This window comes from Thioalkalivibrio sp. ALD1, from assembly GCF_000381245.1.
Lineage (GTDB): Bacteria > Pseudomonadota > Gammaproteobacteria > Ectothiorhodospirales > Ectothiorhodospiraceae > Thioalkalivibrio.
Genome location: NZ_KB906246.1, coordinates 134,579 through 148,222, shown reverse-complemented (window position 1 = coordinate 148,222; position 13,644 = coordinate 134,579). Strand labels below are relative to the sequence as shown.

The following is a 13,644-nucleotide window of genomic DNA, read 5'->3' as shown; positions in this document are numbered from 1 at the left end:
GGTAGAACCACTACCCGCTGCACGACGCGCCTTGTCTCGGAAAACAGGGGGCACCAACGCGGACGTGCGATTAAATCAGCGTCTCCCTAGCGTCTCGCCATACGGTCGTCCCTCGCGACCTCGGCGCCCCTCTTCAGATATCCGACATCCCATAGTGGCACACCAATTGCTTCGTCCCTGTCATACGGGGCGAAGCGGTTTCGTCCCGAGGAACCTGAAGTTCGCCAGTGGCGGACGGGGTACGACGGATGAGTCTCTCTCTCGACAAGGCGATGGGTATTCTCCCGGAGGCGGTTAACGTCCGTGCGAAGCGGATGGAACTGTTGGCCTCGAACATCGCGAATGCCGACACGCCCAACTACAAGGCGCGCGACATCGACTTTCGGTCGGTGCTGCAGGCGGCGGCCGGCGAGGGCGGGAACCTGCCGATGGCGCGTACGCAGCAGGGCCACATCGGCCCCGGCGGGACGGGCAGTGCCAACGGGTCACTGGAGACGCTTTATCGCGTGCCGTCGCAGCCCTCTCTGGATGGCAACACGGTGGACCCGCAGCTCGAGCGAGCGGCCTTTGCCGAGAATTCCCTGCAGTACCAGAGCAGTCTCGAGTTCCTGAACCGCCGGGTTTCCGGTATCCGCGATGCCCTGCGAGGCGAGCGCTAGTGCGAGCGCCAACGACGGGACCAGGAGAGTGATGTCGTGAGTGATCTGTTCAAGCTGTTCAACACCTCGGCCTCCGCGCTGACCGCGCAGTCGGTACGACTGAATACGGTGGCCTCGAATCTTGCGAACGCCAATACCGTGGCGAGCAACCCTGACGAGGCCTACCGAGCGAAGCAGGTGCTGTTTCAGACCGTGATGAACCAGGCCGACCCGAACGGTGCCTCTAACGGCGTACGGGTGGCGGGCATTGACGAGTCACGCGCGCCGCCACAGGCGCACTACGAGCCGAACCACCCGCAGGCCAATGAAGACGGCTACATCTTCCGACCCGCGATCAGCGTGGTGGAGGAGATGGCCAACATGATGTCGGCCTCGCGCAACTACGAAGCGAACGTCGAGGTGATGGAGACCTCGCGCCAGCTGCTGCAGCGCACGTTGCAGATCGGCCAGGGCTAAACCGGAGCGCCCCATGACACAGATTTCACCGGACATTCTGGATCGGCTGGGCCTTTCCCGGACCCGACAGGACGACAAGCAGACCGATCGTCTGGGCCAGGATGATTTCCTGAAGCTGATGGTGACTCAGCTACAGAACCAGGATCCGTTCGAGCCAATGGAGAACGGCGAATTCATCGGGCAGATGGCGCAGTTCTCGACGGTTACCGGGATCGAGGAACTGTCCAAGTCATTCGAGAAACTGGCGCAGTCCATGGGACAGAGCCAGACGCTGCAGGCAGCCTCCCTGGTTGGCAAGGACGTGCTGGTCCCGACGGACTTCAGTGAGCTGGGGCCGGACGGCGTGGTGCGCGGGGCAGTCGATCTCGATCAGTCCACCGGCCAGTTGCAACTGGAGGTGTACAGCCCAACGGGTGAGCGCATACGGAGCATGAATCTGGGCTCGGCCGGGGAAGGGCTGCAGGAGTTTACCTGGGACGGGTTGCGCGATGACGGAACGCCTGCGGCCCCGGGCGTGTACGAGTTTCGGGCCTCGGCCCAGAGCGGTTCCGGTAGCGAATCAGTGGATGTCTTTCTCGACGCCCGCGTCGAGAGCGTTTCGGTAGGTGACGACTCCAGACTCGGCCTGATGGTCCGGGGCCTGGGCGAGATCAATTTCTCGGATGTCCGACGCATCAGCAGTTGACGGACACCAATGGTGGATGGACAGGAGGTAGACGAGCATGCCCTTCAATATCGGATTGAGCGGACTGAATTCGGCGCAGGCCGATTTGCAGGCCACCGGTAACAATGTCTCCAACGCAGGAACCACCGGGTTCAAGCGCTCGCGGGCGGAGTTCGGTGACGTCTTTGCCCAGAGCTTCGGCGGTGTCAGCCAGACCGCCACTGGTGGCGGATCGCGCCTGATGGCGGTCACTCAGCAGTTCTCCCAGGGGCGGATGGAGTTCACCGAGAACGGGCTCGACCTGGCCATCGATGGAGAGGGCTTCTTCGTCATGAATGATGGTGGCAATCGTGTCTATACCCGCGCGGGCGAGTTTCAGGTGAACCGTGACGGCAATCTGGTGAACAACCAGGGTCAGCAGTTGCAGGGCTATCCACCGATCAACCCCGGCAGTACCGATACCGAATTCAATACCGGGCAGTTGGGCGATCTGCGCTTGCAAACGGGTGCCTCGTCGCCCCAGGCCACCAGCGAGATCGAGGCGCTGGTCAACCTGCAGTCGAGCGCCCAGGGGCTGGATCCGGATGCCTTCGATTTCGATGATCCCGACACCTACAACTATTCGACCTCGCTGACCGTGTACGACTCGCTGGGGACCTCGCGAGATGCACGCATCTACTTTGTGAAGAACGAGGGCGCGGACCGTGAATGGACTGCGTTCATGACCATCGACGGCGAGCCGGCGGTGGATGACGAGGGCGACCCGGCTGCGTTCGGGCTCGAGTTCGACGGTTCCGGTCAGTTGACCGGGGATACGGAGTTCGACTTTGTACGCGGCGGTTTCGATAACGGTGCCGACCCGATTGAAGGAACGATCGACTTTTCCGGTACCACGCAGTTCGGTGGCGATTTCGCCGTCAATGACCTGGGGCAGAATGGCTTTGCATCGGGCCGCCTGACGGGGGTCGACATCGACTCCAGTGGTGTGGTGTTTGCGCGCTTCACCAATGGCCAGTCGTCCGTGCTGGGACAGGTGGCGCTGGCCAACTTCACCAACCCGCAGGGTCTGGAGCAGCTCGGCAACAACAACTGGGCCGAGACCTTCGCCGCCGGTGATCCAGTGTTCGCGTCGCCCGGTACGGGCAACCTGGGCCAGATTCAGTCCGGGGCGCTGGAGTCATCCAATGTGGATATCGCTCAGGAGCTGGTGAACCTGATCACCGCGCAGCGCAACTTTCAAGCGAATGCACAGACGATCTCCACGGCCGATCAGGTTACCCAGACCATCATCAACATCCGCTAGGTCAGGGACAGGGACACGAGGGCACAGGCATGGATCGATTCCTCTACATCGCGATGTCCGGCGCGAAGGAGACCATGCACGCGCAGGCAGTCAACAACCACAACCTGGCGAATGCCAATACCGACGGCTTTCGCCAGGCTCTGGCCAATGCCAATACCGTCCCTGTACGCGGGCCGGTGTTCGCCTCGCGCGACTATGCACAGCTGGGCACCGATGGCACGGACTTCTCCAAGGGCCAGATGCAAAGCACCGGGCGTGATCTGGATATCGCGATCGAGGATCGGGGCTTCATCGCGGTGCAGGGGCCGAACGGGGAGGAAGGGTACACCCGCGCGGGCTCCCTGCATGTGGATGCCTTCGGGCTCTTGCGAACGGCGCAAGGGCACCAGGTCCTGGGGGATGGCGGCCCGATCGCGATCCCGCCGGCGGAGAAGATCGAGATCGGCACGGATGGCACCATCAGCGTCCGCCCGCAGGGCGTGGGGCCGGAGGCGCTGGCTGCGATCGAGCGTATTCGGCTGGTGAATCCCGAAGTGAGCGAGCTGGAACGGGGTGATGACGGCCTGTTCCGCATGGCCGATGGCAGCGAGGCGCCGCCGGATGCCGAAGTGCGGGTGGTCTCGGGCATGCTCGAGGGCAGCAACGTGAATACCGTCGAGGCGCTGACGCGGATGATCGAGCTGTCCCGCCACTTCGAGATGCAGGTGAAGATGATGGACAGCGCCAACACGCTGGAACAAAGCAGCAATCGGCTGCTGGGTATCGGCTAGCGCAGCACTGGCTGGCGCCGCCCTTTAGAGATAACAGGAGAACACCATGAACCAGGCACTGTGGATTGCCAAGACCGGCCTCGACGCGCAGCACACGCGCATGTCGACGGTCTCGAACAACCTGGCCAACGTGAACACCACCGGTTTCAAGAAGGACCGCGCGGTGTTCGAGGATCTGATCTACCAGACCGTGCGTCAGCCAGGCGCGCAGGCCACCCAGGATCAGCAATTGCCCTCGGGGCTGCAGATCGGTACCGGCGTGCGCGCCGTGTCCACCGAGAAGATGTTTACCCAGGGCAACCTGCAACAGACCGACAATTCGCTGGATGTCGCGATCGAGGGCCGTGGCTTCTTCCAGGTCCTGATGCCCAATGGGGACATTGGCTACACGCGTGACGGCAGCTTCCAGCTCAATGCCGATGGCGAGGTGGTGATGTCCAATGGCTATCCGCTGCAGCCGGGCCTGTTCGTGCCGCAGGACACCCAGTCGCTGGCGATTGGCAAGGACGGGACCGTCACTGCACAAATTCCGGGGCAGGCCGATCCGGTGGAACTGGGGAACATCCAGCTCGCGGACTTCGTGAATCCGGCGGGGCTGCAGGCGATCGGCGAGAACCTGTTCCAGGAGACGGCCGCCTCCGGCGTGGCCCAGCAGGCCCAGCCTGGCCTGAACGGCACCGGCACCCTGGTGCAGGGCTCGCTGGAGACCTCGAACGTGAATATCGCCGAGGAGCTGGTGAACATGATCGAGACCCAGCGCGCCTACGAGGTCAACTCCAAGGCGATCTCCGCAGCCGACCAGTCGCTGCAGTTCGTCAATCAGACGATCGGGTAACGCCATGAACCGCCTTGAGACCCTGATGCGACCGATCCTGGGCCTGGCGGCCGTGGTGGTACTGTCCGCCTGCGCTGCCACCCAGCCGACGATGCCCGGGGACAATCCGGACTACAACCCCGTGATGCCGCCGCAACCGGTGCCACAGGCCCAGAACAACGGGGGAATCTTCCAGGTCGCTCAGCCCCAGGGCCTGTTCGAGGACTACAAGGCACGCCAGGTGGGCGACATTCTGACGGTGATTCTGGCCGAGAGCACCCAGGCCCAAAAGTCCGCGTCGACCTCTACGCAGAAGGACTCGAATCTGGATCTCGGCAACCTGCAGGCCTTTGGTGGCCAGGCGACTCACCGTGGCCGGCCGTTGTTCGGCGCCAGCAATACCAGCAGCCGGGACTTTGACGGCTCCGGCGACTCGTCCCAGAGCAATCAGCTGGATGGCGAGATCACCGTGACCGTGGCCGAGGTGCTGCCGAACGGCAATCTCGTGGTGCAGGGCGAGAAGTGGCTGGGTATCAACCAGGGCGAGGAATATGTGCGCTTTCGCGGGATCGTGCGCCCGGTGGACGTGACTACAAACAACACCGTCCTGTCGACGCAGGTGGCCAATGCGCGTGTCTATTATGGCGGCACCGGGATGCTGGCCGACAGCAACACGCCCGGGTGGATCACCCGCTTCTTCAATAGCCCCTGGTGGCCGTTCTGAGCGGGAGAGCCGAGATGCAGCGAACAGGGTACAAGACGGATCGGTACAGCAGGCGTCGCCACGCAGGCCGTGCGCTTCCCGGCTTGATTGCCGCCATGGGGCTGCTGCTAGGCGGGATTGCCGGCGCGCAGGCCCAGACAGCGATCCAGCAACAGGCGGCAATGCAGGAGCGCACCTACACCGAGCGGGTCAAGGATGTGGCCAGTGTGTTCGGCGTGCGCGAGAACCAGTTGGTGGGCTATGGCCTGGTCGTGGGGCTGGACGGCACGGGTGACCAGACCACGCAGACGCCGTTCACCATCCAGAGCCTCAACAACATGCTCGGGCAGCTGGGCCTGACCCCGGACGCCGGCAACCCGCAGCTGCGCAATGTCGCGGCCGTCATGGTCACGGCCGACCTGCCCCCGTTCTCCAAGCCCGGTCAGCGCATCGATGTGACCGTCTCCTCGATGGGGAACGCGACCAGCCTGAGGGGCGGGACCCTGCTGATGACGCCGCTGAAGGGTGCGGACGGTCAGACCTACAGCATCGCCCAGGGCAACCTGATCGTGGGCGGCTTCGGTGCGGAGGGGCAGGACGGGTCACGCATCACCGTGAACGTTCCCAGCGTGGGGCGTATACCGAACGGCGCGACGGTGGAGCGCGAGGTGCCGACTGCCTTTGCCCAGGGCGACCATGTGACCCTGAACCTGAACCGTCCGGACTTTACGACAGCCAACCGCCTGGTGGAGACGGTCAACGATACCTTCGGGCCCGGTGTGGCTCATGCGCTGGACGGCTCTTCGGTGCGTGTGCGTGCACCCCAGAACCCGGATCAGCGGGTGGGTTTCGTTGCGGAACTGGAGAACCTGCCCATCGAACGTGGGGCACCCCCGGCCCGGGTAATCGTGAACTCGCGCACCGGGACTGTGGTGATTGGCTCGAGCGTGCAGGTGACCCCGGCAGCGGTCTCCCATGGCAGCCTGACCGTCACCATCAGCGAGGCACCACAGGTGGTGCAGCCGATGCCCTTTGCCGAGGGCGAGACCGCAGTGCAGCCGCAGACCGACATCGCCATCCAGCAGGATGACAGCACCATGTTCCTGTTCGACCCCGGCACCTCGCTGGACGAGATCGTGCGCGCGGTGAACAACGTGGGGGCGGCTCCGGGTGATCTGGTGGCCATCCTCGAGGCACTGCGCGAGGCGGGCGCCCTGCGCGCGGAGCTGGTGGTCATCTGATGATCTCCTCCGGCCATGATCTCTCCATGCAGGCACGCTCGGCGCTGGCCAGTGATCCGAGCGGCCTGCGTGACCTCGGGCGTGCGGCCCAGGCGGGGGGAGACGAGGCGCTGGAGGCAGTCGCGCGCGAGTTCGAGGCGATGCTGATCGGCCAGATGCTCAAGCAGATGCGCGAGGCCTCGCTGGGCGATGGGCTGTTCGACAATGAACAGAGCAAGATGTACCTCGAGATGCAGGATCAGGAATTCGCCAAGGCCATGAGTCAGGGCGACGGGATCGGCCTGCGCGAAGTGCTGATGCAGCAGCTGTCGCAGCAGAGTCAGCCGCAGGACGGACAGACCCTTCGGGATCCCGAGCGCCTGGCGGCCCTGGACCTCCCGCAACGCCGGGGTGATCTGGACTTTCGGCGTTTTTCCGACGAGCAACGCGAGCTCGAACCGGTCGCGCCCATGCGACCTGTGCGGGATGATCCCGGGGCGCAGGCCGGTGGATTCCGGCGGCTGGGCGGCGAGGCGGGTCCGCTGGCGATCGACTGGCCGCCACGCGACCCGTCGGAGTTTGTCGCGACCCTGGAACCCCTGGCGCGGGAAGCGGCCGCCGACCTGGGCGTGGAGCCCGGAATTTTGCTGGCGCAAAGTGCGCTGGAGACGGGCTGGGGCCGCCACGTGCCCTCGCGCGACAACGGCCAGCCGACCTTCAACCTGTTCGGGATCAAGGCCGATTCCCGCTGGGATGGTGATCAGGTCGCCGTGGGCACCCTGGAATACCGCGATGGCGTGGCCCAGCGCGAGCAGGCGCGTTTCCGGGCCTATGCCGACCCGGCGGATTCCTTCGCCGACTATGTCGATTTCATTCGTAATAACCCGCGCTATCACCGTGCTCTGCAGGCTGGCGACGATGTCCAGTACATCCGCGAGTTGCAGGCCGCCGGCTACGCGACCGATCCCGCCTATGCGGACAAGGTGCTGCGGGTGCGCGAACAGTTGTCGGGCTACGTGAATTCCGCACCGACTCAAGCATTGGCCGAGCCGGCCGTTACCCGAGACGAGGGGTAGACCATGTCGCAGACACGTAAATCCAGCTGGGTGAGCCTGACCGGGAGGGGCCGGGTATGAGCGTCTCCGGTATTGGGACCTCTGCACTGCTGGCGTTTCAGCGTGCGATCGGCACGACCAGCAACAACATTGCCAACTCCGCGACCGAGGGCTACAGCCGTCAGCGCACCGAACTGGGCAACCTGAGCCCGCAGTTCCTGGGTGGTTCCTATCAGGGCCAGGGTGTGGGCGTGGATGCCATTCGTCGAATCTCGGATGACTTCGTCAACACCCAGTTGCGTACGAGCATCTCCGAGCAGTCCAACGCCCAGGCGAAGGCGGATCTGGCCAAGCGTATCGACAGCCTCCTGGCGGACGAGGCCAGTGGCCTCGCGCCGGTGCTGCAGGATTTCTTCGATGCGGCTTCCGACGTGGCCAATGATCCGACCTCCAATGCCGCACGCACGGTCTTTCTCACCGAGGCGGAATCCCTGGCTGAACGCTTCAAGGCCATCAACGGGCGTCTGGAGGAACAGCGCCGCATCCTGAATGGGCAGATCGAGACCAACGTCAAGGAGATCAACCAGCTCGCCGAGTCGCTGGCCGGACTCAACCGCGAGATCGTCTCCAAGAGCACTCAAGGTACACCGAACGATCTGCTGGACCAGCGCGATCGTGTGCTGAACCAGCTGGCGGAGAAGATCGACGTCACGACGGTCGAGCAGGACGATGGTGCGCTGAATGTCTTCATCGGTAATGGTCAGGCGCTGGTGCTGGGCGGAAACAACCAGTCGCTGGTGGCCGATTCCTTCTCCGGCGACCCCGGCAGGGTGGAGGTTGGGCTCCAGTCGGGTGGTAGCGTGGCCAACATCACCCGTTTCCTGCAGGGGGGCGAGCTCGGGGGGCTGCTGGAGATTCGCGACTCGGTAATTGACACCGCGCAGAATTCGCTCGGCCAGATTGCCACCCAGCTCGGCCAGGCCTTTAACGACCAGAATGCCAAGGGGCTCGATGCCGACGGCCAGATTGGAGGTGACATCTTCGGGATTGCGGAACCGACAGTCTGGGGCCGCTCCAGTAACAGCACCAGCGATGTGCCCACGGTCGGTTTTGGTGACGTCAACGCCTTGACCACCTCGGACTACCGACTGAGGGTCAACGACGATGGCGACTTCCAGCTGGTGCGTTTGTCCAATAACCAGGTCGTCGCGGAACTGGATCCGGAGGACGGGGATACGCTTGAGGCGGACGGTCTGGTTGTGGATGTAAGCGGGCTGGACGACGCCGAGGCGGGAGACAACTGGCTGATCCAGCCGACGCGATATGGCGCGCGTGACCTCGAAGTCGTTCTCGATGATCCCTCGGGTATCGCGGCCGCGGGGGTCACCCTGCAGGCATCCGCTGTCGACGGGAATGAAGGCGACGCAGTAATCGAGGGAATCCAGGTCACGGGCGACGATTTCGATCCCGCCGTTCTGGATGAGCCGCTGACCGTCACGGTGGTGGAGGACGACGGCGACCTGTACTACGAGGTCAACGGCGAGCAGTTCGCGGTGGCGGATGACGGCCCGACGGTCATCGAGATGGACGGCTGGGAGCTCACGCTCGCCGGGGAGCCCCAGGAGGGCGACGAGTTCGTTGTCGAACTCGACCGTGACCGGCCCGGCGACAACCGCAACATGCTCGAAATGGCCGATCTGTCCGAAACCCGAACGATCCAGACGGAAAATGGTGAGCGCCGCGTCCCGGGCTTTGGCGACGCCTACAACAGCCTGATCGCGAACGTCGGCACGCGCACGCGACAGGCCAATGTGGCGCTGGACTCCGCGAATGCGCAGCTGGAGCAGGCCAAGGCCCAGCGCGAGTCGATCTCGGGCGTGAATCTGGATGAAGAGGCCGCCGACCTGATCCGCTACCAGCAGGCCTATCAGGCCGCCGCCCAGGTGATCCAGGTCAGCAACTCGCTGTTCGACAGCCTGCTGGGCGCGTTCCGCCGCTAGGCAGCTGGCAATTCGAGGGAACCCCGATGCGTATCTCCACGACCCAGATCTTCCAGAGCGGCATTAACCAGATCCAGGCGGGCCAGGGCGAGCTTAGCCGTACCTCGCTGCAGCTGGGCTCTGGCAAGCGCATCCTGTCGCCATCGGACGACCCCAGCGGGACCACCCAGATCAATCAGTTCGAACGCATCATCAAGGCGACCAAGCAGTTCCAGCGCAACATGGATAACACGCAGCCGCGCATGCAGCAGCAGGAGTCGCTGCTGCAGCAGGGTACCGATTCCCTGCAGCGGGCACGTGAGTTGGTGGTCACCGGCAACAACGACAGCCAGACGCGCGAGACGCGTGGGTATCTGGCGGACGAGTTGCGGCAGATTCGTGACGGGCTGCTGGATATGGCCAATACCAAAGACCCCAATGGCGAATACATCTTTGCCGGTACCAAGTCCCAGAATCAGCCCTTCCGGCAGGATGGCGAAGGCAATATCCGCTACGAAGGTGCATCCGGCGCGGGCAGTGTGCGCGAGGTCGCCGTTTCGGCCGATCGCAAGATTGCGGTGGGCCACGATGGTGCGGCCGTGTTCATGGATATCCCGGAGAACGACGGCCGTGTCGGGGCCGGGGTCGTCCAGAACAATGGGTCCATGGTCCTGGAGAAAACCGGTGTCACCAGCGTTTCCGAGCTGGATGATCGCGAGTACACCATCGCCTTCGACGAGAACGAAGATGGCGATCTGGTCTACACCATTACGTACGTCAACGATGACGGCGACGTCGTTTCGCTGGAAGAAGACGCAGAGGGCGACCCGGTTCAGTATCCCTACGTGCCGCGCGAGTCAATCGAGTTCGCCGGACGCAGCGTCACTATCAGTGGTACGCCCGAGCCGGGCGACGCGGTGGTCTCGCGGCCGGCGGAGAACGCAAGCGTGTTCGAAACCCTGGACCGCATCATCGATGCGCTGGAGCGCAGTGGCGATTCCGCCAGCGCCCGGGCCGATCTGGCCAGTGCCACCAATACGGCCCTGGCCAATCTGGATGCCATACTCGGAAATTTCAGCGACCAGCGCGCCGACCTGGGGGGCAAGCTGAAGGCGTTCGATCAGCAGAAGGAGCTGAACGAAGATCGCTTGCTGGATCTGGAAAGCGCCGTCTCGCAGATTCGCGATCTGGACTACGCCGAGGCAATCAGCCGGTTCAACCAGCAGCAGGTGGCACTTCAGGCGGCCCAGCAGACCTATACGCAGGTCAACCGCCTCTCGCTGTTCGACTTTATCTAGCGAGCGCGCCTGCGCACACGCGTGGGCGTCTGTGCGACCATATTGCGATCCCCATGATGCGTCCAGCAAGGACGGGACCTAGTAATGGCCAAATCCCAGGAACCCTCCGCCCCGATCCAGTACCGCTCCACCGGGCGGCCCCCGCGCTATCTGATCGTCCTGCTGGTGCTCGCGGTCATCTGGGCCGGGTTCTGGGGTGTGGTCATGTTGCAGTCCGGCGAGCCGAAACCCGTGATCCTGAGCGAGCAGGAGCAGGTGGAGCTCGAGGCCAAGCTGCAGGCGATCTCCGCACCCGACGCGCCGCGCCCCGATCAGGCCCCCAGTGAGCCGATTATTGATCTCGAAGCCGACGCGGAGCCGCTGATCCCCGAGCTCTACGAGGAAACCGACGAGGCCCGGATCGTTCAGTTCAGCGAGCGCGAGTTGAATGCCCTGATCGCGCGCGATCCGGACCTGGCCGGCCGGGTGGCGGTCCGCCTGACACCGGGGCAGGTGAGCACGCGCGTGCGCATCGACGTACCGGCGGACGTGCCGCTCATGGGCGGGCGTGTGCTGAACGTGCGCTCCGGTGTGCGCTTCGAGACCGAGGGCGAAGAATTGCAGGCGCGACTCGTCGGCGTGTCCGTCGCCGGCATCCCTCTGCCGGATGCCTGGCTGGGTGGCCTGAAAGACGAGGACCTGCTGGCGCTGGAGCCCTTCCAGCACCTTCGTGCCGGGATCGAGAGTATCGATGTGCGCGAAGGGGAACTGGCCCTGCATCTCGCGCGGTAGTGAGCGGGTGCAGACCGCTTACGGGACGACGCGCAGCGTCTCGCCTCCCAAGGCCTCGACTTTGGCCCGGACGGTGACAGATACCGTGGAGGTCCCGGCCTCCAGTGCAGGCTGGCTGACGGATTCCTCCATCGCACGCATGGCCATCATCGGCTGCGGGCGGTCATAGCCGCTGTCGACGAGCTCGATTTCCACCGGGCGCAAGTGAGTGGCCCCCAGTGAGCGTGCGATCGCGCGTGCCTGTTCCTTCCAGTCCTCCATGGCAGCCTCGAGCAACGCCTCACGGTGCTCCTGTTGTTTCTCGCGGCTGAGGGAAAAGCGAATCTGCCCGACGGTTAGTTCGTCTCCCTGGAGGACCCCCACCAGTTCGGTGAGGCCTTCGAAATCATCGCTCACCAGCTCCAGGGTCTGCTGGACCTCCCAGGCAGTGATCTGGCCGGGTTCCTTGCGGTCATGGATGGCCTGTGTCGTGTAGCTGCGGGTCGAGGCCTCGACCGCGTCATACTCCTCTGCCCGAGCCAGGGCCTGTTCCATACGGCGATTGACTGTTGCGGCGGCGTCGCGTGCGTCCGGCGCCCGGGCCTGGGCCTGCATCTGTACCGTCATGCGGTCGTTTTCCACCTGCCGCTCGGCGTGGCCGGAAAGCGTCAGTGTCGTGTTGCCATCCGCCATGGCGACGGCCGGCAGTAGCAGCCAGGCACCGAGCCAGAGGCATGCGAGGAGGGGACGCAGGGAAGCAGTGCGGGTCATGGGGCAGTATCCGGTGAGATCAGGGTTTTATCGTACGCGCGAGGCGCACGCCGGCAAAGACATGGCGCTTCTCCGGGGTGAAGAAGTTGCGCATGCTCGGCCGTTTCAGCAGGGGGTCGCTCCAGTCGCTTCCACCGCGCAGCACGTAGTGATGGCCGTCGAACCAGGGCGCCGAGTATTCGTCGTAGGGGAACGGGCGGAACCCGGGGTAGGGCGCGAACGGATTCTCGCACCATTCCCAAACCCGCCCGGTGCCTCGCAGGGCTCCGTCGCGCTGGGCATGTTCCCATTCGTGTTCGTGGGGCAGTCGGGCGCCCGCCCACCGCGCAAAGGCGTCGGCCTCGAAGCGGGATACGCCCACCACCGGGGCGTTCGGGTTGCGCTGGACCGTACCCTCCGGCAGAACCTGCAGGTCAATGTCGGTTCCTGGCCGCAACCACCCGAGCGGGGCCTGGATTCCGTTTGCGTTGCGCCAGTCCCACCCCTCGCGACTCCATAGTTCGGGGCGGCGATAGCCGTCCTCCTGGATGAACGCCAGCCATTCAGCGTTGGTGACGGGATCCCGCCGAATGGCAAAGGGGTTGAGCTTTTTCCCGTGAATGCGCTGTTCATTGTCGAACGCCAGTACATCGTCGCTGCCGACAATGGTCTGTACGGCATCCCATTCGAGCCAGGATTGCGAGGGGACTTCGGGCTCTTGCCGGATGGGCTCCGGATGAGCAGGGACGGGCCCCTGAAGACGGGCAAACCAGCGTACCTGGGCCAGAGTCTCCAGATGCATCGCGTGGTGCTGGGCGAGAAACCCGATGAGGTACTCGTCGGCCATCAGTGGATGGTTGCGGATGTCCGCGTGGCTGGCGAGCCAGTCGCGATGGCGGCACTGGAGTTCACGTCCCCATCGGAGGAGCGGATCCAGGGCGGGCAAACGACCACCCCGGCGCCATTTGGGACTCAGCTCGGGGAAATAGAGGTCATGCCAGTCCTGCGTGCGGGGTGGCACGAGTCCCAGAATACGTTCGCGTAGCCAGACGGCCTCGATGAAGTGGCAGTGGGCGTAATGCCAGCCGATCGGGCTGAGGTCCGGGTGGTACTGGTTGCGCCACACGCGAGCCGGTGTCGCTTCCAGTGCCGCGTTGAGGCGGTGGTGCTGACGGACAAGGGCATCCAGCATGTCTGTGGAAGATGCAGGGGTTGCGGTTAGC

General features: G+C 64.3%; 14 protein-coding genes. 12 read left to right on the top strand and 2 right to left on the bottom strand.

Features of this window, described 5'->3' with window-relative positions; genetic code table 11:
- Window positions 1-248 precede the first annotated feature (248 nt).
- From flgB to F623_RS0111215, 12 genes are all read left to right on the top strand, one after another.
- Window positions 249-659: a flagellar basal body rod protein FlgB gene (gene flgB / locus F623_RS0111270; RefSeq protein WP_038040583.1), complete on the top strand. Its 411-nt coding sequence runs from the start codon at window positions 249-251 to the stop codon at window positions 657-659.
- 36 nt (window positions 660-695) lie between these two features.
- Window positions 696-1,115 (top strand): flagellar basal body rod protein FlgC, encoded by a 420-nt coding sequence (flgC, locus tag F623_RS0111265; RefSeq protein WP_018861681.1) that lies wholly within the window; start codon window positions 696-698, stop codon window positions 1,113-1,115.
- Window positions 1,116-1,128: 13 nt separating this feature from the next.
- Window positions 1,129-1,800: a flagellar hook assembly protein FlgD gene (locus F623_RS0111260; protein ID WP_018861680.1), complete on the top strand. Its 672-nt coding sequence runs from the start codon at window positions 1,129-1,131 to the stop codon at window positions 1,798-1,800.
- Window positions 1,801-1,837: 37 nt separating this feature from the next.
- The gene (gene flgE, locus F623_RS0111255; protein WP_018861679.1) at window positions 1,838-3,082 is read left to right on the top strand and encodes a flagellar hook protein FlgE; all 1,245 of its coding nucleotides are present in this window, start codon (window positions 1,838-1,840) and stop codon (window positions 3,080-3,082) included.
- A 29-nt stretch (window positions 3,083-3,111) separates the two neighbouring features.
- Window positions 3,112-3,852 carry a flagellar basal-body rod protein FlgF gene (gene flgF / locus F623_RS0111250; RefSeq protein WP_018861678.1) on the top strand — a complete coding sequence of 247 codons (741 nt, stop codon included), beginning with the start codon at window positions 3,112-3,114 and terminating at the stop codon, window positions 3,850-3,852.
- A gap of 46 nt (window positions 3,853-3,898) precedes the next feature.
- Window positions 3,899-4,687 carry a flagellar basal-body rod protein FlgG gene (flgG, locus tag F623_RS0111245; RefSeq protein WP_018861677.1) on the top strand — a complete coding sequence of 263 codons (789 nt, stop codon included), beginning with the start codon at window positions 3,899-3,901 and terminating at the stop codon, window positions 4,685-4,687.
- 4 nt (window positions 4,688-4,691) lie between these two features.
- Complete coding sequence (gene flgH, locus F623_RS0111240; RefSeq protein ID WP_018861676.1) at window positions 4,692-5,390, top strand: flagellar basal body L-ring protein FlgH; 699 nt, start codon at window positions 4,692-4,694, stop codon at window positions 5,388-5,390.
- Window positions 5,391-5,485: 95 nt separating this feature from the next.
- The gene (locus F623_RS0111235) at window positions 5,486-6,610 is read left to right on the top strand and encodes a flagellar basal body P-ring protein FlgI (RefSeq protein ID WP_018861675.1); all 1,125 of its coding nucleotides are present in this window, start codon (window positions 5,486-5,488) and stop codon (window positions 6,608-6,610) included.
- Complete coding sequence (flgJ, locus tag F623_RS0111230; protein WP_018861674.1) at window positions 6,610-7,665, top strand: flagellar assembly peptidoglycan hydrolase FlgJ; 1,056 nt, start codon at window positions 6,610-6,612, stop codon at window positions 7,663-7,665. Before F623_RS0111235 ends, flgJ begins: the two co-directional genes overlap by 1 nt.
- Window positions 7,666-7,721: 56 nt before the next feature.
- Window positions 7,722-9,644: a flagellar hook-associated protein FlgK gene (flgK, locus tag F623_RS0111225; protein WP_018861673.1), complete on the top strand. Its 1,923-nt coding sequence runs from the start codon at window positions 7,722-7,724 to the stop codon at window positions 9,642-9,644.
- Between the two features lie 26 nt (window positions 9,645-9,670).
- On the top strand, window positions 9,671-10,921 hold the full coding sequence (gene flgL / locus F623_RS0111220) for a flagellar hook-associated protein FlgL (protein WP_018861672.1): 1,251 nt from the start codon (window positions 9,671-9,673) through the stop codon (window positions 10,919-10,921).
- 84 nt (window positions 10,922-11,005) lie between these two features.
- Window positions 11,006-11,692, top strand: a complete 687-nt coding sequence (locus F623_RS0111215; RefSeq protein WP_018861671.1) for a hypothetical protein — start codon at window positions 11,006-11,008, stop codon at window positions 11,690-11,692.
- A gap of 18 nt (window positions 11,693-11,710) precedes the next feature.
- On the opposite strand, the gene F623_RS0111210 is transcribed toward F623_RS0111215, so the two are convergent.
- Both F623_RS0111210 and F623_RS0111205 read right to left on the bottom strand, forming a co-directional pair.
- Window positions 11,711-12,442, bottom strand: coding sequence for an SIMPL domain-containing protein (locus tag F623_RS0111210; protein ID WP_018861670.1), 732 nt, complete (start codon window positions 12,440-12,442; stop codon window positions 11,711-11,713).
- Window positions 12,443-12,461: 19 nt separating this feature from the next.
- On the bottom strand, window positions 12,462-13,613 hold the full coding sequence (locus F623_RS0111205) for an SUMF1/EgtB/PvdO family nonheme iron enzyme (protein WP_018868570.1): 1,152 nt from the start codon (window positions 13,611-13,613) through the stop codon (window positions 12,462-12,464).
- Window positions 13,614-13,644: the final 31 nt, after the last annotated feature.